This is a genomic window from Streptomyces sp. NPDC050546 (genome assembly GCF_044457425.1).
In the GTDB taxonomy this organism is placed as follows: Bacteria; Actinomycetota; Actinomycetes; order Streptomycetales; family Streptomycetaceae; genus Streptomyces.
The window spans coordinates 322,874-344,810 of the sequence record NZ_JBITGX010000011.1 but is presented as its reverse complement, the minus strand read 5'-3'; the positions used below and the strand labels follow the sequence as shown (position 1 = coordinate 344,810).

The window sequence follows — 21,937 nt, the reverse complement described above, 5'->3', positions numbered from 1 at the left end:
CTTTCTGTCAGGACCGCGTCAAGACTATGGCCGGAAAAGGTTCGTTGACCGGAAGTTCATGTTCGCTATACGGACTCTTGCTGTCCGGGCCCTTCCCGGCCCTCGGGCAGGTCCCCGTGCCAGGAGTGCCACAGGGCCGCGTACGCCCCGCCGGCCGCCACCAGCTCGTCGTGCGTGCCGAGTTCGGTCAGCAGGCCGTCCTCCATCACCGCGACCCGGTCGGCGTCGTGCGCGGTGTGCAGCCGGTGGGCGACGGCGATGACGGTGCGTCCCTCGAGGACGGCGGCCAGGGCACGCTCGGTGTGCCGGGCGGTCGTCGGGTCGAGCAGGGCGGTCGCCTCGTCCAGGATCAGCGTGTGCGGATCCGCCAGCACCACCCGGGCGAGCGCGAGTTGCTGCGCCTGTGAACCGTCCGTACGGTGACCGCCCTGCCCCAGCCGGGTGTCCAGGCCCTCCGGCAGCTCCCGCACCCAGGTGTCGGCGCCGACCACGGCCAGCGCGTCCCACAACTGCGTGGTGCTCGCGGCTGGTTCGGCGATCCGCAGGTTGTCACGGACCGAGCCGAGGAACACATGGTGCTCCTGGGTGACCAGGACGACCTGGCGGCGCAGCCGTTCCGGTCCGAGTCCGACCACGGGCACGCCGCCGACCGTCACCGAGCCGGCGGTCGGCGCGTCGATGCCCGCCATCAGCCGGCTCAGCGTGGTCTTGCCGGCCCCGGAAGGCCCGACCATGGCCAGCCGCTCCCCGGGTGTCACCGTCAGGTCGACGCCGCGCAGCACCTCGACGCCCCCGTCGTAGGCGTAGCGCGCGCCGATGACGTCGATGCGGTCGCCGGCCGGATCCGGACACTCGCCCTCGCCGGGGGCGCGCGGGGCCAGGGCGAGCCCTTCCACCCGGGCGAAGGAGGCGCCGCCGGCCTGGAGTTGCTCGATCCGTACCAGGACCTCGTCCAGCGGCGCGCTCAACTGGTGCAGATACAGCGCCGCCGCCACCACCGCTCCGAGGCTCATCGAGCCGGACGCGTGCAGCGCGCCGCCGACCACCAGCACTCCGGCGACCGGGAGGATGTACGACGTCTCCATCACCGGGAAGAACACCGAGCGCAGGAACAGCGTGTAGAGGCGGGTGCGGCGGGAGGTCTCCAGAGCGTCCCGGCTCGCGGCCGTACGCCGCTCCTGGAGCCCGAACGCCTCCACCGTGCGTGCCCCGGCCGCCGTCGACGCCACGATCTCCGCGACGTCCGAGACGGCGGCGCCCTCGGCGAGGTACCCGTCCCGGGCCCGGCGCAGATACCAGCGCAGCGCGATCCAGATCGGCGTCAGCGCCAGCACCGCGAGAGCGCCGAGCAGCGGGTCCATCAGGAACACCGCGGCGACCAGGAAGAGCGCCTGGACCAGGTTGACGAGCAGGACGGGACCCGCGTCGCGCAGGGTGTTGCCGACGGTCGTCACGTCCGCCGTACCGCGTGCCGTCAGGTCACCGGTGCCGGCCCGCTCCACGACCGACGCGGGCAGGGTCAGGGCCCGGTCCACGAACCGCTCCCGCACCCGGGCCAGGGTCCGCTCCCCGAAGCGGTGCCCCACGTACCGGGCCCAGCGGGCCAGCAGTACCTGCGCGAGGGCGGACAGCAGGAGGAGCAGGGCCAGCCGGTCCACGGCGGCCGTCCCGCGCCCGGCCCGCACCTCGTCGATCATCCGGCCCAGCAGCCACGGCCCGGCCAGTGCGGCCACGGCCGCCAGCGCGTTCAGGCCGAGGACGACACCGAAGGCGCGGGCGTCGGCGCGCACGAGGCCGGCCAGGGCGCGCCGGACGTCGGCCCGTTCGGCGACCGGCAGGTGACGGTGGCTCATCCCACGGCCTCCTCGGTGTCCCTCGCGACGAGGGCCCGGTAGCGGGGGTTGGTGCCGAGCAGTTCGTGGTGGGTGCCGGAGGCTTCGACCTTGCCGTCCTTGAGGTAGTGGACGGTGTCCGAGCGGTCCAGGACGAGCGGAGAGGTGGTGGTCACGACCGTGGTGCGACCTTCTCTCGCCGTCCGCAGCCGGGCTGCGACCGTGGCCTCGGTGTGGGCGTCGAGGGCTGAGGTGGGCTCTATGGCCAGGAGGATCTCCGGATCGGTGAGGAGGGCTCTGGCCAGGCGGACGCGTTGGCGCTGGCCGCCGCTGAGGTTTCTGGCCTGGGCGTCCATGGGGGTGTCGAGGCCGTTCGGGAGTGACTGGATGATGTCATCGGCTGCGGCCGCGTGGAGCGCCTTCAGGGGGGCCATGTCGGGTTGTTCGGCGGCCGCGGGTGCGTTGTGGTTGTTCGCGCAGTTCCCCGCGCCCCTTAGAGGCGGGGCGATCATGTCCTGCAGGGTTCCCGCGAACAGGTCGGACTCGTGGTCGGCCACCAGGATGCGTGACCGGATCTGGTTCAGCGCGATGTCGTCGAGGCGAGTGTCGCCCCACGTCGCGTTCGACGGGGCGTAGCGGCCCAGGCGGTCCACCAACGTCGTCGCGTCCGCCGGATGTTCCGCCACCAGGGCCGTCAGCCGGCCCGGCAGGATGCGGACCCCGGACTCCGGGTCGTACAGGGCGGACGGCTCCGACGGGGCGTCCAGCGTGCCCGTGTCGGCCATCGGCTCCAGGCGCAGGAACCGTACGACCCGGCGTGCGCACACCACGCCGCGGCTGATCTGGTAGCCGCACTCGACCAGGAAGGCCACCGGCCACACCAGCACCGCCGCATAGCCGTAGACGGACACCAGCTGACCCACCGTGATGTCGCCCTGCGCCGCGAGCCGGGCCGCGAGCCAGGTCACCACCGCGAGGAACAGGGTCGGCAGCCCGGCCCCCAGTGCCTGCACCCAGCTCGTCACCGCCCCCACCCGGTACCCCTGCTCACGCAGCCGCCGTGAGTCCTGCCGGAAGGCGTCCGCCACCAGCTGCTTGCCGCCCAGGCCGGAGAGGACCCGCAGTCCACCCGCGAGGTCGCCGATCCGCGCGGTCAGCACGCCCTGCCGCTCGCGGTACTCCGCCTCCGACCCCTGCAACCGGCCGAGCAACGGACCGACCAGCAGCGCGAGCACCGGAATGCCGAGCAGCACGACCAGCGCGACCACCCCTGAGACCGACACCAACAGCACGGCGATCACCAGATACCCCACGACCGCGCCGATCCCGGGCCCCACGACCGTCAGCGACTGGCTGACCGTCTGCACATCGCCCACGCCGATCGTGACGACCTCCCCGGCGCCCGCCTGCCGCCGCAGGGAGGCGCCCAGTCGCACCGCCTGCCCTACGACCACCTTCACCGTGCGGAAGTTGGCGTCCATCCGCACCCGGGTCATCGTGCGGTGCCGCATGATGCTCAGCCAGGCGTTGAAAGCGCCCACCGCGAACAGCGCCCCGCTCCACAGGACCAGTTCGCCCATGTCGCCGGGCTCGAGGCCGTCGTCGATCGCCCGGGACATCAGATACGGCGTGGCCGCCAGCAGCACCATCCACACGGTGCCGAACGTGGCCCCGGCCGCACACCGCCAGGGCTGCCGGGCGACCAGCCACCACAGGTAGCGGGCCCCGCCACGGCGGTCGGGTGTGCCGGGGTCCTCGTACGCGTCGATCATCCGCCCGCCCTCCGCCGCCGCGCTACGCCAGACTGTCCCGCCAGGCCCGGTGCAGATCGGCGAACCTGCCCGTGCCCGCGATGAGTTCGGCCGGTGTGCCGTCCTCGACGATCTTCCCCTGCTCCATCACCAGCACGCGGTCCGCGATCTCGACCGTCGACAGCCGGTGCGCGATCACGACCGCCGTACGGCCCCTCAGCACCGTCGCCATCGCCCGCTGCACCGCGCGCTCGCCCGGGATGTCCAGCGAGCTGGTCGCCTCGTCGAGGATCAGCACCGCCGGGTCGGCCAGCAACGCCCGGGCGAACGCGACCAGTTGCCGCTGCCCGGCCGAGATACGGCCGCCCCGCTTGCGTACGTCGGTGTCGTAGCCGTCGGGCAGGGCGCTGATGAAGTCGTGCGCGCCGATCTCCTTCGCAGCCCGCTCCATCTCGGCGCGGGTGGCGTCCGGGCGGCCGATCGCGATGTTCTCGGCGACCGTGCCGGAGAACAGGAACGACTCCTGCGTCACCATGACCACCCCGCGCCGCAGCTCCGGCACGGCGAGATCGCGCAGGTCCACGCCGTCCAGCAGCACCCGGCCCTCGGAGGGGTCGTAGAACCGGGCCAGCAGCTTGGCCAGGGTCGACTTTCCGGCGCCCGTGGAGCCGACGACCGCGACCGTCTGCCCGGCCGGGACCGTGAGGTCGAAGCGGGGCAGCACCTCGCCGCCGGTGCGGTAGCCGAAGCTGACGCCGTCGAAGACGACCTCGCGGCCCGGGTGCTCGCTCGCCGGGGGCGGGAGCGGCCGGGGGTCCGCCGGCTGGGGGACGGACGGGGTCTGGGCGAGCAGCCCGGCGATCTTCTCCAGCGAGGCCGCCGCCGACTGGTACGAGTTGAGGAACATCCCGAGCCGGTCGATCGGGTCGTACAGCCGCCGCAGGTACAGCACGGCCGCCGCCAGCACACCGAGGGCCAGGGTGCCGCCCGCGACCCGGTAGGCGCCCCACAGGACGATCGCCGCGACCGCCGTGTTGGCGACCAGCCGCGAGCCGGTGACATAGCGGGCCATCTCCAGCAGCGCGTTGCCGTTGGTCCGCTCGTGCCGCTCGTTGAGCACGCCGAAGTCCGCGTCGTTGACGGCCTCGCGACGGAAGGCGCGCACCGGCCGGATGCCGTTCATCGTCTCGACGAACTTCACGATGACGGCCGCGATGGCGGTGGACCGCGCCCGGTACACCCGCCCGGCGCGCCGCTGGTACAGCCGCACGAGGGCGTAGAGCGGCACCAGGGACGCCACCGCCACGCCGCCGAGGCCCAGGTCGAGCCAGAGCAGCATCGCCGAGATGTAGACGAAGGACAGGATGACCGTCACGAGTTCCTGCAGGCCCTCGTCGAGCAGTTCGCGCAGCGACTCCACGTCCGCCGTGGAGCGGGAGATGAGCCGGCCCGAGGTGTAGCGCTCATGGAAGTCGACGCTCAGCGCCTGCGCGTGGCGGAAGATCCGGCCCCGCAGGTCGAGCAGCACGTCCTGGCTGACGCGGGCAGCGGCCGAGACGAACGCCCACTGCAGCCCGCCCGCGGCCAGCGCGCACGCCAGATAGCCCACGCCCACCGTGATCAGCGGCCCGTGGTCCCCGGCCCGGAACGCCGGTACGGCACGGTCGATGGCGTACGCCACGAGCAGCGGGCCCGCCTGCACGACCGCCTGCTGGAGCAGCAGCAGGACCGTCGTGACCGTGACACGGGCCTTCAGGGGCGCGAGGAGCGAGCGCAGCAGGGCGGCGGTGGCGCCCGGGGGAGTGGGCAGGACGTCCTGGTCGAAGGGGTCGCCGGTGGTGGCGGACCGGTCGTCGGGTTCGTCGCCGGGTTTCCTGTCGGCCGGTGTGCTGGTGGCCGCCGTCATCGTGCGCCCTCCTGTTCCCCTGAGAATTCCCCTGACCGCTCTCCGGACATCAGGTGCGCGTACTCGGCGTTCGTCCGCAGCAGTTCGTGGTGGGTGCCGACCGCGGTGATCCGCCCGCCGGACAGCAGCGCGACCCGGTCGGCGAGCAGCACGGTGGACGGCCGGTGCGCCACGATCAGGGCCGTCGTGTCCGCGAGGACCTGCCGCAGGGCGGCCTCCACGGCGGCCTCGGTGTGCACGTCCAGGGCCGACAGCGGGTCGTCCAGCACCAGGAACTCCGGCTGCCCGACGACAGCCCTGGCCAGCGCGAGTCGCTGCCGCTGCCCGCCGGAGAGACTGAGGCCCTGCTCGCCGACCTGGGTGTCCGTCCCCTGCGGCAGGGCGTGCACGAAGTCGGCCTGGGCGACGGCGAGGGCGCGCTCCAGCTCCGGCGTCCCGGCCGTGCCGTCGGCCGCCCCCATGAGAACGTTGTCGCCGACCGCGGCCGAGAAGAGCGTGGGCTCCTCGAAGGCGACGGCGACCTTGGCGCGCAGGGCTTCCCTCGACAGTGCGGTGATGTCGACGCCGTCGAGGGTGATGCGGCCCGAGGTGACCTCGTGGAGACGGGGGATGAGCGCGGTGAGGGTGGTCTTGCCGCTGCCGGTGGAACCGACCAGGGCCATGGACTCGCCGGGGCGGATGTGGAGGTCGATGCGCTGGAGGACGGGCGGGGAACCGGGCGGGGCGTCGGGGTAGCGGAAGGTGACGCCGTCGAAGCGAAGTCCTCTTTCTCCCAGGGCTGTTGACCGGCCGCCCACAGCCGGGACCCGGCGCTCCTCCACCTCCTCGTCCATCACCTCGAAGTACCGCTCGGTGGCCGTCGCCGCCTCCTGGCTCATGGCCAGCAGGAAGCCGATCGACTCCACCGGCCACCGCAGGGCCAGCGCCGTCGACAGGAACGCCACCAGCGTCCCCGCCGACAGGCCACCATCGGCGACCTGGACGACTCCCACGACGAGCGCCGCCCCGATCGCCAGCTCGGGCAGCGTCACGATGACGCCCCAGATCGTCGCCAGCAGCCGCGCCTTGCGCAGCTCCGTGCCGCGCAGCTTCCCCGACAGGTCGCGGAACGCCCGCGCCTGGCTCCGGTGGCGTCCGAACCCCTTGATGACGCGGATGCCGAGCACGCTCTCCTCGACGACCGTCGTCAGGTCGCCGACCTGGTCCTGCGCGCGCCGCGCCACCTCGGCGTACCGCTTCTCGAAGATCACGCAGGTCACCATCACGGGCACGGCGGGCCCGAGGATCACCAGACCGAGCGTCCAGTCCTGGAGCAGCATGATGATCACGCCGATCACTATTGTCACCCCGTTGACCAGCAGGAACGTCAACGGGAAGGCGAGGAACATACGGAGCAGGCCCAGGTCCGCGATCCCCCGGGACAGCAACTGCCCGGAGGCCCACCGGTCGTGGAAGGACACCGGCAGCCGTTGCAGATGCCGGTACAGATCCGCCCGCATCGACGCCTCGACGTGCGCCAGCGGCCGCGCCACCAGCCAGCGCCGCAGGCCGAACAGCAGGGCCTCCGCGAAGCCGAGCAGCAGCAGACACAGCGCCCCGAGCCACACCCCGGCCGGGTCCCGGCCGGCCACGGGCCCGTCCACCATCCACTTCAGGACGAGCGGGATCACCAGGCCCGTGCTGGAGGCGAGTATCGCCACGAACGCGGCGCTGAACAGCCGTGCCCGCGCGGGCCGCACGTACGGCCACAGGCGCAGCAGTGTGCGCACGGCAGAACGATTCCGGGTGGGGGCAGATGTGGTGGCCATCAGCAGTGAGCCTACGGATCGCCACTGACACTGCCCACCGAGTTTTCTCCCGGTCAGGGTCCGTCCTTGGTCCTACGACCTGCCTGTTCGGGGGTCGTACGGCGAACATCAGCCGATCGGCTGATGCCCGTTCGAGCGCGACGGCCGATGTGCGCGGACCCGCCGCACCGGGACCCTCGGTCCATGTCCGTCATCGAAGTCACCGACCTGCGCAAGGCCTATGCCGGCCGCCCGGCCGTGGACGGCGTCTCCTTCGCCGTCGAGGAGGGCGAGATCTTCGGGATCCTCGGCCCGAACGGCGCCGGCAAGACCACCACCGTCGAATGCGTCGAGGGCCTGCGCGTCCCCGACTCCGGCCGCGTCCGCGTCACCGGCCTCGACCCGGTCGCCGACCACGAGCGGGTCGCCCAGGTCCTGGGCGCCCAGCTCCAGGAGAGCCGGCTCCAGCCCAAACTCACCGTCAGGGAGGCGCTGGAGCTGTACGCCGCGTTCTATCCGCGCCCCGTCGACTGGCGCCCGCTGGCCGAACGCCTCGGCCTGGAGGAGAAGCTGACCACCCGGTTCGCCAAGCTGTCCGGCGGCCAGAAGCAGCGCCTGTTCATCGCGCTCGCCCTGATCGGCGACCCCCGGGTCGTCGTCCTGGACGAACTCACCACCGGCCTCGACCCGCGCGCCCGCCGCGACACCTGGCAGCTCATCGAGGACATCCGCGCGAACGGCGTCACCGTCCTCCTCGTCACCCACTTCATGGAGGAGGCGCAGCGGCTGTGCGACCGGATCGCGGTGATCGACAAGGGCCGGGTCGCGGCCCTGGACACCCCGGCCGGGCTGATCCGCCGCTCGGCGGGCGCCACCGTCATCAGCTTCACGCCGTCCACGCCCCTGGACGACAGTGAGCTGAACACGCTCCCCGCCCTGGTGGCCGTCGAGAACAAGGACGGCCGGATCACCCTGTCCGGCACGGACGACACGGTCAACGCCGTGCTGTCGCTGCTGGCCCGCCACCACATCACCGCCCGTCAGCTCCGCGTCACCGACGCCACGCTGGACGACGCGTTCCTGGACCTGACGGAGGCCCCGGCATGAGCACGGCACTGATCAACCCCGCCGTTCTGCGCAGCGAGTTCCGGCTCTTCCGACGCGAGCCCGGCAGTCTCTTCTGGATCCTGCTGTTCCCGCCCCTGCTGCTGGGCATCCTCGGTTCCGTGCCGTCGTTCCGCGAGGCGCAGGACGGGCTCGGCGGGCTGCGGATCGTCGACGTGTACGTGCCCGTGTGCGTACTGGTCGCCCTCATCATGGCCGGGGTGCAGGCGATGCCGCCGACCCTCACCGGCTACCGCGAGAACGGCATCCTGCGCCGGCTCTCCACCACTCCCGTGCGGCCCTCGGCCCTGCTGGCCGCCCAGATGCTGGTGAACGGCGTGGCGGCCCTGGCCTCCGCGCTGCTCACGCTCGCCGTCGGACGGGTCGCCTACGACGTCCGGCTGCCCGAACAGCTCGCCGGGTACCTGCTCGCGCTGCTCCTCGCCGTGCTCGCCGCCATCTCGCTGGGCGCGGTGATGTCGGCACGGGCCCGCACGACGAAGATCGCGACCGCGATCGGGACCGCCGTGTCCTTCCCGATGATGTTCTGCGCCGGGGTCTGGGTGCCCGTGCAGGCCATGCCGGACCTGCTGGGCCGCATCGTCCAGTGCACCCCGTTCGGCGCCGCCGCACGGGCCCTGGACCAGGCCGCCGCGGGCGACTGGCCGAGCTGGGGCCACCTGGCCGTCCTCGCCGCGTGGACGGCGGTGCTCTCGGCGTCGGCCGCGCGCTGGTTCCGCTGGGAGTGACCGGCGCCCGGGGAGGGGACACGGCCGTGACCGACACTGTGGGCATGACGGACGTGGCGGGCGTGGAGCAGCGGTGGGCGGCGTACTTCCGCTGGGGGCCGTACGGGATGCTCGCGGCGGGCACCGTGCTCGCCGCGGCCACGGTCGACGCGGTCGGCATGACCACGGTGGAGCGTTACGCCGCCGTCGCCCTGGTCGGCGCCGCGGTGGTCCTCCAGGTGTGGTGGGGGCGCTGGTCCCGCGACCGGCCGCTGGCCCCGTCGGTGCCGGGCGCCTGCTACTACTTCACGCGCTGGGCGCTGGGGTTCGCGCTGAGCTGGTTCAACCCGTTCTTCGCCTTCTACGCCGCCGCCGGGTTCGTCGGCCCCGACCGGCTGCTGCGCGGGCGCCCGCTCAAACTCGGTCTGCTGGCGACCGCGGTGACCATCGCGGGGTCGCAGTCCGGTGGCATGCCCCTGCACGGGCCGCTGAACTGGGCGGTGTTCGGCGCCCTGCTCTGCGTCCACATCGGGCTGCTGGTCGTCTTCGGCCAGCTCGCCGCGCGGGAGGAGGAACGCACCCGGATCCAGACCGCCAGCATCACCGAACTGGAGCGCACCAACGCCGCCCTGCAGCAGGCCCTCGACGAGAACGCCGCCCTGCACGCCCAGCTCCTGGTGCAGGCCAGGGAGGCCGGAGTCGCCGACGAGCGCCGGCGGCTGGCCGCCGAGATCCACGACACCATCGCCCAGGGGCTGACCGGCATCATCGCCCAGCTCCAGGTCGTCGCGAACGCCCCCGACCTGGCCGTGGCCCGCACCCATCTCGAACGCGCCTCGGACCTGGCCCGGCACAGCCTCGGCGAGGCCCGCCGCTCCGTGCACAACCTCGCCCCCGTGGCGCTGGCCGACGCCGGACTGCCGGAAGCCCTGAAGAAGACGGTCGCCGAGTGGGGCGAACGGGCGGGTGTGCGCGCCGAGTTCACGGTCACCGGCACCGACGAGCAACTCCACGAGGAGATCGCGGCCACGCTCCTGAGGATCGTCCAGGAGGCCCTCTCCAACACCGCCCGGCACGCCGCCGCCGGCCGCGTCGGTGTCACCCTGTCCTTCCTCGGCGACGAGGTCATCCTCGACATCCGCGACGACGGCCGCGGCTTCGACCCGCTCGCCGTCCCCGAACGCACCCGAGCCGGCGGCTTCGGCCTCGACGGCATGCGGGCCCGCGCCGAACGTGTCGCCGGATCCCTCACCGTCGAGTCCGAGCCGGGCCACGGTACGGCGGTCTCCGCTCGCGTACCGTTGGTCCGCCATGACTGACGCCGCGATCACCCTGCTCATCGTCGACGACCACCCCGTCGTACGGGACGGCCTGCGCGGCATGTTCGAGTCCGCGCCGGGCTTCCGCGTGCTGGGGGAGGCGTCGAACGGTGTCGAGGCGGTCGCGCTCGCCGCCGCCCTGGACCCGGACGTGATCCTCATGGACCTCCGCATGCCGGGCGGCGGGGGCGTGGACGCCATCCGCGAACTGACCCGCACCGGCGCCCGCGCCAAGGTCCTCGTCCTGACCACGTACGACACCGACTCCGACACCCTCCCCGCGATAGAGGCGGGCGCGACGGGCTACCTCCTGAAGGACGCCCCGAGGGACGAACTGTTCGCGGCGGTCCGCGCGGCGGCGGAGGGCCGGACCGTCCTCTCCCCGGCCGTGGCCTCCCGCCTGGTCTCGGCGGTCCGCACTCCCCGGACCCCCGGCAGCGACACCCTCTCGGCCCGCGAGCGCGAGGTCCTGGCCCTCGTCGCCAAGGGCACCTCCAACCGCGAGATCGCCCGTGAACTCTTCATCAGCGAGGCCACGGTCAAGACGCATCTCACGCATCTCTACGCGAAGCTGGGCGTGAAGGACCGGGCGGCAGCGGTGGCCACGGCCTACGAGCGAGGCATCCTCGGCTAGCCCGGGTACGGCAGCAGCCCCGCCGCGGTCTTCTCCCAGGACGTCTTCAGCTCGGCGAGCAACTCCGGCTGGTCCGGGGCGAGTTCGGCCTGTTCGCGCGCGTCGGCGGCGAGGTCGTACAGGTGGTCCTTACCGTCGGAGTCCTGGTAGTACTTCCAGCTCCCGCGCCGCAGCGCCCGGTTGCCGCGCACCCGCCAGAACAGGTCCCGCTCGGGCAGCCGTTCGCCGCGCAGCAGGTACCCGGCGAGGCTCGTGCCGTCCAGCGGATACGCCGGGTCGGGCCGGGCACCGGCCAGCTCCAGCAGGGTCGCCGTCCAGTCGGGGGAGAAGTTCGGCTCGTGGCTGACCTGACGGCCGTCGATCCGGGCGGGCCAGCGCAGGATCGCGGGCACCCGGATGCCGCCCTCCTGGAGGGAGAACTTCTGGCCGCTGAGAGGCCACAGGTACGACCAGCGCTCGCCGCCGTTGTCGCTGGCGAACAGCACGACGGTGTTCTCCTCCTGCCCGGAGCGGCGCAGGGCGGCGAGCACCTCGCCGACGGCCGCGTCCAGGCTCTGAACCATCTGGGTGTACTTCGCGACCGACCCGCCGTCGTAGTGGTTCAGGGCCTTGCTCACCTCGGCCTGTGACGTAGCCTCCCGGATCCTCGCCGCGATCTCGGCACCGGTCTCCTCGTCACCCTCGGCGAGCCAGGGCCAGTGCGGGGTGGTGAAGTTGAGGTTCAGCAGCCAGGGCCGGTCGCGGTCCCGGCCGACGTACTCGACGGCCCGCTCCGTGAGCACCGTCGTGTAGTACCGCAGGTCCTTGTACTCGGCGTCCCCCTCGTAGAGGTCGTGGTCGCCGAGCTGGCCGAGCTTGGAGAAGTACTCCAGCACGCCCCCGCGATTGCCGAAGAACTCGTCCCAGCCCGACTTGGTGGGGCTGAAGTCGGGCAGCCAGCCGCAGTGCCACTTGCCGATGAGCGCGGTGGCGTAGCCGGCCTTCTTCAGCAGGGAGGCGAGCGTGGGGTGGTTCGGGTCCAGGCCCTGCGACCGGTCGGCGATCGGCTCGGCGAGGCCGCCCTTCGTACGGCCCGGATAGCGCCCGGTGTAGAGGCTGAACCGGGTCGGAGAGCAGGTGGAGGAGCCGGAGTAGGCGTCCGTGAAGCGCACGCCCTGGCGGGCCAGCCGGTCCAGGTTGGGCGTCCTGATGTGCGGGGCGCCGTAGGAGGACAGGTCGGCCCAGCCGAGGTCGTCGCCCAGGATGACGAGAACGTTGGGGCGGGGTCCGGACCCGGCACCGGGGCGGGCCCTGAACGGCCGTTCGGCGGGGACGGCTTCGGCACCGGTGGCCGTACCGGCGACGGCACCCACGGCGCCACCACCGACGAGGGCACCCAGGGCACGACGGGATATTTCAGGCATGCGGAGATCCTGGAAGTTCCTAGAGAGGCAGGGGGGAGAGAGGCCACGGCTCGGAATGGACGCTGCCAGCGGTCCGACGACGTGGCAAGAAGATCCCCGCCGAGTTCACGGACCCGCAATGCCTCGCAACACCGCGCAACACCCCGCAACAATGCGGCAGCCTTGCCAGGCGAAACGATGCCTCAGCCCGTCACCCGCAGCAGCAGCACCGCCCGCGCCGGCATCGTGATCTCCGTCCCCGCCGGGTGCTCCACGCCCGGTGCCTCCCGCTGCTCCTCCAGGCTCGTGTCGACGACCACCTCGTACCGCTCCGCCCAGGGCGGCCCCGGCAGTTCGAAACGCACCGGTGCCTCGCCCGCGTGCAGCACGGCGAGGAAGCTGTCGTCGAGGATCTGCGCCCCGCGCTCGTCACGGCCCGGGATGTCCCGCCCGGACAGGTACATCCCCAGCGTCGCGGCGGGCGCGTACCAGTCCCGCTCCGTCATCTCGGTGCCCCGGGACGTGAACCAGGCCAGGTCGCGCAGGCCGTCCGCGGTCTGGGCCCGGCCCGAGAAGAACGCCCGGCGCCTGAGCACCGGGTGCCGGTGGCGCAGCTCGATCAGCCGGGAGGTCAGCTCGAACAGGGCGCGCCACCCGGGATCCTCCAGCAGCCCCCAGTCCAGCCAGCTGATCTCGTTGTCCTGGCAGTACGCGTTGTTGTTGCCGCGCTGGGTGCGGCCCAGCTCGTCGCCCGCGACCAGCATCGGCACCCCGGTGGACAGCAGCAGCGTGGTCAGCAGGTTCCGCAGCTGCCGGCGCCGCAGGGACTCGATCCCCTCGTCGTCCGTCTCGCCCTCGGCCCCGCAGTTCCAGGCCCGGTTGTCGTTCGTGCCGTCGCGATTGCCCTCGCCGTTGGCCTCGTTGTGCTTGCGCTCGTACGACACCAGGTCGCGCAGGGTGAAGCCGTCGTGCGCGGTGACGAAGTTGACGGACGCGTACGGCCTCCGCCCGCCCCAGGCGTACAGGTCGCTGGAGCCCGACAGCCGGTAGCCCATCTCCCGTACGTCGGGCAGCGCGTGCCGCCAGAAGTCCCGTACGGCGTTGCGGTACCGGTCGTTCCACTCCGTCCACAGCGGCGGGAACGCCCCCACCTGGTAGCCGCCCGACCCCACGTCCCACGGCTCGGCGATCAGCTTCACCCGGCGCAGCACCGGGTCCTGGGCGATGACCGCCAGGAACGGGGAGAGCATGTCGACGTCGTGCATCGAGCGGGCCAGCGCCGCCGCCAGGTCGAAGCGGAAGCCGTCGACGCCCATCTCCGTCACCCAGTACCGCAGCGAGTCCGTGATCAGGCGCAGCACCTGAGGCTGGACCACGTGCAGGGTGTTGCCGCACCCGGTGTAGTCGGCGTAGCGGCGGGGGTCGTCCTGGAGGCGGTAGTAGCCGCGGTTGTCGATGCCCTTCAGGGACAGCGTCGGGCCGAGTTCGCCCGCCTCCGCCGTGTGGTTGTAGACCACGTCGAGGACGACCTCGATCCCCGCCGCGTGCAGGGCGCGCACCATGCGCTTGAACTCGCCGACCTGCTCGCCCCTCGTCCCGGAGGCCGCGTAGGCCGCGTGCGGGGCGAAGTAGCCGATGGAGTTGTAGCCCCAGTAGTTCCCGAGGCCTCTGCGCAGCAGATGGTCCTCGTGCGCGAACTGGTGCACCGGCAGCAGCTCCACCGCCGTCACGCCCAGCTTCACCAGGTGCTCGATCGCGGCCGGGTGCGCGAGCCCGGCATAGGTGCCGCGCAGGTCCTCGGGGATGTCCGGGTGCAGCTGGGTGAAGCCCTTGACGTGCACCTCGTAGATCACGGAGTCCGCCCACGGCGTCTTCGGGCGGCGGTCGTCGGCCCAGTCGTCGTCATCGTGGACGACGACGCCCTTGGGGACGTACGGCGCCGAGTCCCGGTCGTCGCGCACGGTGTCGGCGACGTGCTGCTGCGGCCAGTCGCGCACATGCCCGTACACCTCCGGCGGCAGGCCGAAGTCTCCGTCCACCGCGCGCGCGTACGGGTCGAGCAGCAGTTTCGCCGGGTTCCAGCGGGCGCCGGTCCACGGGTCCCAGCGGCCGTGCACCCGGTAGCCGTAGCGCTGTCCGGGCAGCACGCCCGGGACGAAGCCGTGCCAGATCTCGTGGGTCAGCTCGGTCAGCCGGGCCCGCGACTCCTTGCCCGCCTCGTCGAAGAGGCACAGCTCGACCCCCTCCGCCCCGCCCGCCCACAATGCGAAGTTGGTCCCCGCCACCCCGTCGGGGCCGACCCGGAACCGGGCGCCCAGCGGTGTCGCCGCGCCCGGCCAGGCGGGCACCGTGGGCGGCGGCGCGGGCCGCCGTACGCCGTTCGCGGCGGCGGCCTGGCGCCCGTTCCCGGTGGCCTGATGGCCGGCCACCGCCTCCTGCTCGGCTGCGCTGGACACCTGTCAGCCTCCCGCGGCTCGTGGAACGACGGGTGACAGAGGGGTGCGGACCTGTACTGCGGCCCGGGCCGCGGCTCCCCTGCGCGTCGTCCTCCACACTGTTCTGCCCAGAGCGTGGGTCGCACTCACGTTTCCCCGGGGGCGGGCATGGTCGTTTCCCGGGGACGCGGCCGGTCGTTGGGTACCCCGTGAGGCACGTACAAGGGCGCGCGCGGCGCGCGAGGGCCGCGCTGGCCGCCGTAGTGACATGGGCAGGGCTCCTGGCCGGGGCCACGGGCTGTACCTCGGACGACGCGGGCGGGATCGCCGGGGCGTTCGGCGCGCCCCCGGCGCCCGAGGACGTCATCAAGGTCTCGCCCGACGACGGCAGCAGGGGCGTGCGCCCCGGAAGGACGCTGCGGGTGCGCGTGCCCGACGGCAGGCTGGAGTCGGTGAAGGTCACCAGGTCCCAGGACGCACAGGAGTCCCCGGTGCCAGGCCGCGTCTCGGCCGACGGCCTGACCTGGGAGCCCGAGGAGAAGCGGCTGGCGCTCGCCGCCGAGTACACGGTGGACGCGGTGGCCGTGGACGGCGACGGCCACCGCTCGGCCCGGCACACCACGTTCACGACGTACGTCCCCGAGGAACGCTTCATCGGCTATGTCGCCCCGGAGAACCGTGCCACGGTCGGCACCGGCATGATCGTCTCCCTGGAGTTCAACCGCGAGATCGCCGACCGCGCCGTCGTCGAGCGCGCGGTGCGGGTCACCTCCCGCCCGGCCGTCGAGATCCGCCCGCACTGGTTCGGCCGCAGCCGTCTCGACTTCCGCCCCGAGGACTACTGGAAACCCGGCACCCAGGTCACCGTCGACCTCCGCCTGCGCGATGTCGAGGGCGCGCCAGGCGTCTACGGCCTGCAACACAAGACGTTCTCCTTCACCGTCGGGCGCGGCCAGGTCTCCGTGGTCGACGCCGCCCGGCACACCATGGAGGTCCGGCGCGACGGCGAGACCCTCGCCACCGTGCCGGTCACGGCCGGCGCCCCCGAGACGACCACGTACAACGGGAAGATGGTGGTGACCGAGATGCTCGACGTCACCCGGATGAACGGCGCCACGGTCGGCTTCAAGAAGCGCGACGGCAAGGGCGAGTACGACATCCCGGACGTCCCGCACGCCATGCGCCTGACCGACTCCGGCACCTTCCTGCACGGCAACTACTGGGCGGACCACACCGTCTTCGGGCGGAGCAACGTCAGTCACGGCTGTATCGGACTGCGCGATGTGAAGGGCGGCGGCTCGGACACCCCGGCGGGCTGGTTCTTCGACCGCAGTCTGGTCGGGGACGTCGTCGAGGTCGTCAACAGCAAGGACAAAGAGGTCTCTCCCGACAATGGCCTCGGAGGCTGGAACATGGCCTGGAACGCATGGAAAGCGGGCAGTGCGGTGAAGTAGTCCGACAGGGGCGGATCGACCCCGCGCTGCCGTTGGGACGGAACAGTGACAATCGCGGGCCGCCGGTGCCCGGCGCCTTGTGGTTACTATGCGCCGGTGCGCGGGGGACGCGCAGGGGTTGTGGGCCTGACCAGGCCCGGGGAGGGGAGAACGACTTGAACGGGCGACCGATATCGGGGGCGTCGGTTGGGGGCAGGCACGGACTGCTCGCGCTGATACTCGGCTCGCTGCTCCTCGCCGTCACGGCGTGTGGCGGCGGGGAGAGCGGAGCCGGTGCCGGCGGGGGCGACGGCACGGGCAAGGGCTCGGACAGCGCGCAGAGCAAGCAGTCCGAGGCCGTGGTGAGCATCACCCCCAAGGACGGCGCCAAGTCCGTCGACACCAGCGGCAAGCTGAAGGTCACCGCCGCCAAGGGCAAACTGACCGAGGTCGAGGTCAAAGACGCCAAGGGCAAGAAGGTCGACGGCGAGATATCCGGCGACGGCGCCACCTGGACGCCGGCCGGCCATCTGGCCGCCGCCACCAAGTACACGGTCCACGCGGTCGCCAAGGACTCCGAGGGCCGCACGGCCGCCGAGGACGCCGGCTTCACCACGCTGACGCCGGAGAACACCTTCACCGGCACCTTCACCCCCGAGGACGGCTCGAAGGTCGGCGTCGGGATGCCGTTCTCCATCCGCTTCGACCGGGGCATCACCAACCCGGAGGACGTCGAGAAGGCCATCCGCATCAAGACGGAGCCGGCCGTGGACGTCGAGGGCCACTGGTTCGGCAACGACCGTCTCGACTTCCGTCCCGAGAAGTACTGGAAGCCCGGCACCAAGGTGACCGTCGACCTGAACCTCGACGGCGTCGAGGGCCGCTCCGGTGTCTACGGCGAGCAGGACAAGACGGTCGACTTCACCATCGGCCGCAACCAGGTCTCCGTCGTGGACGCCAAGAAGCTCACGATGAAGGTCATGCGCGACGGCAAGGTCATCAAGACCATCCCGGTCACCACCGGCAAGCCCGGCATGGAGACCTGGAACGGCCAGATGGTCGTCAGCGAGATGCTCCCCGTGACCCGGATGAACGGCGAGACCGTCGGCTACGGCGGCGAGTACGACATCAAGGACGTCCCGCACGCCATCCGCCTCACCACCTCCGGCACCTTCCTGCACGGCAACTACTGGGCGGGCGGAGCCTTCGGCGAGTACAACGCCAGCCACGGCTGCATCGGCCTGCGCGACGTGCGCGGCGGCTGGGACAAGAAGGTGCCGGCCGCCTGGTTCTTCAACCACTCGATGATCGGCGACGTGGTGGTCGTCAAGAACTCCGAGGACCGGATCGTCGACCCGGACAACGGGCTCAACGGCTGGAACATGTCGTGGGAGAAGTGGAAGAAGTAGCTCCCCGATGACCTGAAGGGCCCCGGTGTGACGGACCGCACCGGGGCCTTCGGCGTTAGTCCTGGTTAACCTGCTGCCCATGACCGTCTCTCTCGAAGTCGCTGAAGGCGTCGGCACGCTCCGTCTCGACCGCCCGCCCATGAACGCGCTGGACATCGCCACCCAGGACCGGCTGAAGGAACTCGCCGAGGAGGCCACGCGCCGCGACGACGTGCGGGCCGTGGTGGTCTACGGCGGCGAGAAAGTGTTCGCGGCCGGCGCGGACATCAAGGAGATGCAGGCGATGGACCACGCCGCGATGGTCCTGCGCGCCCGCGCCCTGCAGGACTCGTTCACGGCGGTGGCCCGTATCCCCAAGCCCGTCGTCGCGGCCGTCACGGGTTACGCGCTCGGCGGCGGCTGCGAACTCGCGCTGTGCGCGGACTACCGCATCGCCGGCGAGAACGCCAAGCTCGGCCAGCCCGAGATCCTGCTCGGTCTGATCCCCGGCGCGGGCGGCACCCAGCGCCTGGCCCGCCTGGTCGGCCCCTCCAAGGCCAAGGACCTGATCTTCACCGGCCGGATGGTGAAGGCCGACGAGGCGCGGGAGATCGGCCTGGTGGACCGGGTCGTGCCCGCCGAGGAGGTCTACGCGCAGGCGCACGCCTGGGCCGCCAAGCTGGCGCAGGGCCCGGCGCTCGCGCTGCGCGCCGCCAAGGAGGCGATCGACGCCGGCCTGGAGACGGACATCGAGACGGGCCTGACGATCGAACGCAACTGGTTCGCGGGCCTGTTCGCCACCGAGGACCGTGAGCGCGGCATGCGCAGCTTCGTGGAGGAGGGCCCGGGCAAGGCGAAGTTCCTCTGACACGTCCGCTGAACACCCCTCCGGGGGCTTGCAATTGACACGGCGTCTGATCCCGGGTCCCCCGACGGAGGGGTTTATGGCAGCCTTAAGACAGCCTTAAGCGTGTCCGGACGGGGGGCTTCGACGCTTGCCCCGAAACGTGCCGTATTCGCAGGTCACGAGGGCCGTGGAAGGCTCCGAAGTGCCGTTGGCATATGCCGTCCGAATGCCGGTTCCGGGCCCGTTCCAGGGGGTCTATTCCCCGGGAACGGCCCCGACGGGCGCCCCGGACGGCCATGATGGGGGCATGGCGGGGCTGGAGGGTATGGAACAGCCGCGGGGACACGCACATGCGGCCGCGGCGCGCTGGTCGCCGACCGTCGAGGACGAACGCGCGCTGAAGGCGCTGGAGTTGTACGGCAACCCGACGGAGGCAGAGGTTCCACTGCCGTCCCGCCCCGAGTCCGCGGCCACCGCCAGACGGCTCACCCAGGTCGTGGTCCTGCGCCACTGGGGACTCACCCCCAAGATCACCGAGGAGGCGGTCCTGCTCGTCTCCGAACTGGTCGGCAACGCCGTACGCCACACCGGCGCCCGCGTCTTCGGGCTGCGTCTGCACCGGCGCCGAGGCTGGATCCGCGTCGAGGTCCGCGACCCCTCCCGGGGGTTGCCCTGTCTGATGCCGGTCCAGGAGATGGACGTCAGCGGCCGGGGCCTCTTCCTCGTCGACAAGCTGGCCGACCGCTGGGGGGTCGATCTGCTGCCCCGGGGCAAGACGACATGGTTCGAGATGCGGGTCGTCGACCGCTGACGGCCGCGGGCGGGGCCAAGGCTCGACCGTGGGTGTGACCTGCGACGACTCACCTGGACGTCGATCGGGCGAATCACCGGTTTCCTGGTGAGGCGCCCCTTAAATGGTCCAATGCACCGCCACTTCGTCAAGCGCGCCCTTGTCGCGGGCGCCGCCCTCGCCGTCCTCGCCGCCTGCGGCACCCAGGGCGAGGAGCGGACCTCCGGGACACGCCCCACCAAGGCCGCCGTGCCCGCACCGCCCGAGAAGAAGACCGTCCAGGGCCTGCCGGGCATGCCGCCCGTCCTCGACCCGAAGGACGTGTACGCGGCCGACCGCCCGAACAAGCTGTCACCCGTGGTCAAGGGCTTCCCGTCCCGGGTCTACGTCCCCAACACCGAGTCCGACACCGTCTCCGTCATCGACCCGAAGACGTACGAGATCATCGAGACGATCCCCGTGGGCCGGCAGCCCCAGCACGTCGTGCCCTCCTGGGACCTGAAGACGCTCTGGGTCAACAACAACCGCGGCCACACCCTCACCCCGATCGACCCGAAGACCGGCAAGGCCGGCAAGGAGGTCGAGGTCCACGACCCGTACAACCTCTACTTCACGCCCAACGGCAGGTACGCCGTCGTGATGGCCTCCCTCGACCGCGAGCTGGTCTTCCGCGACCCGCACACCATGGAGATCAGGAAGACCGTCCCGGTCTCCTGCTACGGCGTCAACCACGCCGACTTCTCCCTCGACGGCCGCTACTTCATCGTCTCCTGCGAGTTCAGCGGCGAGCTGCTCAAGGTCGACACCGAGAAGATGAAGGTCGTGGGGCAGCAGAGACTGCCGTTCGAGGGCGCCATGCCGCAGGACGTGAAGGTCTCGCCGGACGGCAAGAGGTTCTACATCGCCGACATGATGGCCCACGGGATGTGGGTCCTGGACGGCGACAAGTTCACCGAGCCCACCCTGCTGCCCACGGGCAAGGGCTGCCACGGCCTCTACGTCAGCCGCGACTCCCGCGAGATGTATGTCTCCAACCGCGGCGAAGGCACCATCTCCGTCTTCGACTTCACCCGCAACAAGCTCACCAAGAAGTGGGACCTGCCCGACGGCGGCAGCCCCGACATGGGCGGCGTCTCCGCCGACGGCAAGGTCCTGTGGCTCTCCGGCCGCTACGACGCCGAGGTCTACGCCATCGACACCCGCACCGGCGCCCAGCTCGCCCGCATCCCCGTCGGCAGCGGCCCGCACGGCCTCGCGGTCTACCCACAGCCCGGCCGCTACTCCCTCGGCCACACGGGCATCTTCCGGTGAGCCGTGGGAGGCGGCGGTTGAGTCTCCACCCACTGGAGGGCCCAGACTCGCGGACATGACCGACGACGGCACCGGACTGCTCACCATCGGGGCGCTGGCCCGGGTCACCGGACTGACCGTGCGCACCGTCCGCTACTGGTCCGACGAGGGCGTTCTGCCCCCGGTGACCCGGTCCGCGGGCGGTTACCGGCTGTACGACGCCGCGTCCGTGGCCCGACTGGAGCTGATCCGCAGCCTGCGCGAACTCGGCCTCGGCCTGGCGGACGTCCGCCGGGTCCTGGCCGGCGAGACGACGGTCGCGCAGGTCGCCGCCGCGCACGTGGTCGCGCTGGACGCGCAGATCCGGTCGCTCAAGGTGACCCGTGCGGTGCTGTCGACGGTGGCCAGACGGGGTTCCAGCGCGGAGGAGATGACACTCATGAACAGACTGGCACGGCTCTCGGCGGCCGAACGGCGCCGGATCGTCGAGGACTTCATGGCGGAGATCTTCGAGGGGATCGACACCGCCGACCCGGACATCCGCGGCAGACTGCGATTCGCGGCCGCCGAGCTGCCCGACGAACCCACTCCCGAGCAGGTGGACGCCTGGGTGGAGCTCGCCGAGCTGATCCAGGACCCCGGCTTCCGCGCGCAGATGCGGCAGATGATCGAGTTCAACGCGGCCGACCGGGGGCCGGACGTCCCGGCCGGTTCGTCCCTGTGGTTCATGAGCCGGCTCGTACGGCTCGCCGCCGAGGCACGGCAGCGCGGCATCGCCCCCGGGGAGCCCGAGGCCGACGAGGTGCTGAGGGACCTGCTCGGCGACACCGACCGGGCCGCCGTGCTCGAACGCCTCACGGCCGCCTCCAACGTACGGGTCGCCCGCTATCGGGAACTCCAGGCCGTCGTCAACGGCCTCGGGCCCCAGCCGACCTACGACGAGGAGTTCGCCTGGGTGGTCGCCGCGCTGGAGGCACGCACGGCCAGTTAATCTGACCTGCGTCAGCACGACGCGGAACACGAGAGCACGAGAGTAGGGGCGGATCGGTGGCGGACATCGAGGAAGCACGCAAGCAGTTCGAGCGGATCGATACGGACGGTGACGGGTACATCACCGCTGCCGAGTTCAAGGCCGCCCTGGCCGGATCGGGTGACTGGAACGTCACCGAGTCGGTCGCCGAGGTCGTCATCAAGACCCGCGACCTCGACGGCGACAAGAAGCTGAGCTTCGACGAGTTCTGGGCCTACCTGAACAAGTAGTCGCCTGAACCGGTGGCCGCCTGAATCGGTGGTCGCCCGCTGCCGGAGGCG

17 protein-coding genes are annotated in these 21,937 nt (G+C 71.7%); 11 read left to right on the top strand and 6 right to left on the bottom strand.

The window, feature by feature from the left end; all coding sequences use genetic code 11:
• Positions 1-65 precede the first annotated feature (65 nt).
• From ACIBK5_RS27805 to ACIBK5_RS27790, 4 genes are read right to left on the bottom strand one after another with little or no spacing between them, the layout of a single operon-like run.
• Positions 66-1,853 (bottom strand): ABC transporter ATP-binding protein, encoded by a 1,788-nt coding sequence (locus tag ACIBK5_RS27805; RefSeq protein WP_399023526.1) that lies wholly within the window; start codon positions 1,851-1,853, stop codon positions 66-68.
• Positions 1,850-3,604 (bottom strand): ABC transporter ATP-binding protein, encoded by a 1,755-nt coding sequence (locus ACIBK5_RS27800; protein ID WP_399023524.1) that lies wholly within the window; start codon positions 3,602-3,604, stop codon positions 1,850-1,852. The genes ACIBK5_RS27805 and ACIBK5_RS27800 overlap by 4 nt, the downstream gene beginning before the upstream one ends.
• A 22-nt stretch (positions 3,605-3,626) precedes the next feature.
• The gene (locus ACIBK5_RS27795) at positions 3,627-5,489 is read right to left on the bottom strand and encodes an ABC transporter ATP-binding protein (protein WP_399023522.1); all 1,863 of its coding nucleotides are present in this window, start codon (positions 5,487-5,489) and stop codon (positions 3,627-3,629) included.
• Complete coding sequence (locus ACIBK5_RS27790) at positions 5,486-7,297, bottom strand: ABC transporter ATP-binding protein (RefSeq protein WP_399023521.1); 1,812 nt, start codon at positions 7,295-7,297, stop codon at positions 5,486-5,488. Before ACIBK5_RS27790 ends, ACIBK5_RS27795 begins: the two co-directional genes overlap by 4 nt.
• A gap of 183 nt (positions 7,298-7,480) precedes the next feature.
• Between ACIBK5_RS27790 and ACIBK5_RS27785 the strand changes: the two genes are divergently transcribed.
• The 4 genes from ACIBK5_RS27785 to ACIBK5_RS27770 are packed head-to-tail and all read left to right on the top strand — an operon-like array spanning position 7,481 to position 11,061.
• Positions 7,481-8,383, top strand: coding sequence for an ATP-binding cassette domain-containing protein (locus ACIBK5_RS27785; protein WP_399023519.1), 903 nt, complete (start codon positions 7,481-7,483; stop codon positions 8,381-8,383).
• Positions 8,380-9,129, top strand: a complete 750-nt coding sequence (locus tag ACIBK5_RS27780) for an ABC transporter permease (RefSeq protein ID WP_399023517.1) — start codon at positions 8,380-8,382, stop codon at positions 9,127-9,129. The genes ACIBK5_RS27785 and ACIBK5_RS27780 overlap by 4 nt, the downstream gene beginning before the upstream one ends.
• Before the next feature lie 44 nt (positions 9,130-9,173).
• A complete protein-coding gene (locus ACIBK5_RS27775) occupies positions 9,174-10,427 on the top strand; it encodes a sensor histidine kinase (RefSeq protein ID WP_399023570.1) in 1,254 nt (417 codons plus the stop codon).
• Positions 10,420-11,061 (top strand): response regulator, encoded by a 642-nt coding sequence (locus tag ACIBK5_RS27770; protein WP_399023515.1) that lies wholly within the window; start codon positions 10,420-10,422, stop codon positions 11,059-11,061. The genes ACIBK5_RS27775 and ACIBK5_RS27770 overlap by 8 nt, the downstream gene beginning before the upstream one ends.
• Here the strand turns inward: ACIBK5_RS27770 and ACIBK5_RS27765 are convergent.
• Entirely contained in the window at positions 11,058-12,464 is a 1,407-nt protein-coding gene (locus ACIBK5_RS27765; RefSeq protein ID WP_399023513.1) for a sulfatase, read from the bottom strand. The genes ACIBK5_RS27770 and ACIBK5_RS27765 overlap by 4 nt on opposite strands.
• Positions 12,465-12,646: 182 nt before the next feature.
• Complete coding sequence (gene glgX / locus ACIBK5_RS27760; protein WP_399023511.1) at positions 12,647-14,899, bottom strand: glycogen debranching protein GlgX; 2,253 nt, start codon at positions 14,897-14,899, stop codon at positions 12,647-12,649.
• 188 nt (positions 14,900-15,087) lie between these two features.
• Between glgX and ACIBK5_RS27755 the strand changes: the two genes are divergently transcribed.
• From ACIBK5_RS27755 to ACIBK5_RS27725, 7 genes are all read left to right on the top strand, one after another.
• Positions 15,088-16,332, top strand: coding sequence for an Ig-like domain-containing protein (locus ACIBK5_RS27755; protein WP_399023509.1), 1,245 nt, complete (start codon positions 15,088-15,090; stop codon positions 16,330-16,332).
• A gap of 155 nt (positions 16,333-16,487) precedes the next feature.
• Positions 16,488-17,720 carry an Ig-like domain-containing protein gene (locus ACIBK5_RS27750; protein WP_399023506.1) on the top strand — a complete coding sequence of 411 codons (1,233 nt, stop codon included), beginning with the start codon at positions 16,488-16,490 and terminating at the stop codon, positions 17,718-17,720.
• A gap of 79 nt (positions 17,721-17,799) precedes the next feature.
• Entirely contained in the window at positions 17,800-18,567 is a 768-nt protein-coding gene (locus ACIBK5_RS27745; RefSeq protein WP_399023504.1) for an enoyl-CoA hydratase/isomerase family protein, read from the top strand.
• A 181-nt stretch (positions 18,568-18,748) separates the two neighbouring features.
• Entirely contained in the window at positions 18,749-19,357 is a 609-nt protein-coding gene (locus ACIBK5_RS27740; protein WP_399023568.1) for an ATP-binding protein, read from the top strand.
• A gap of 111 nt (positions 19,358-19,468) precedes the next feature.
• Entirely contained in the window at positions 19,469-20,647 is a 1,179-nt protein-coding gene (locus ACIBK5_RS27735) for a YncE family protein (protein ID WP_399023502.1), read from the top strand.
• Positions 20,648-20,702: 55 nt separating this feature from the next.
• On the top strand, positions 20,703-21,617 hold the full coding sequence (locus ACIBK5_RS27730; protein ID WP_399023501.1) for a MerR family transcriptional regulator: 915 nt from the start codon (positions 20,703-20,705) through the stop codon (positions 21,615-21,617).
• A 56-nt stretch (positions 21,618-21,673) separates the two neighbouring features.
• Positions 21,674-21,886, top strand: a complete 213-nt coding sequence (locus tag ACIBK5_RS27725; RefSeq protein WP_399023499.1) for an EF-hand domain-containing protein — start codon at positions 21,674-21,676, stop codon at positions 21,884-21,886.
• Positions 21,887-21,937: the final 51 nt, after the last annotated feature.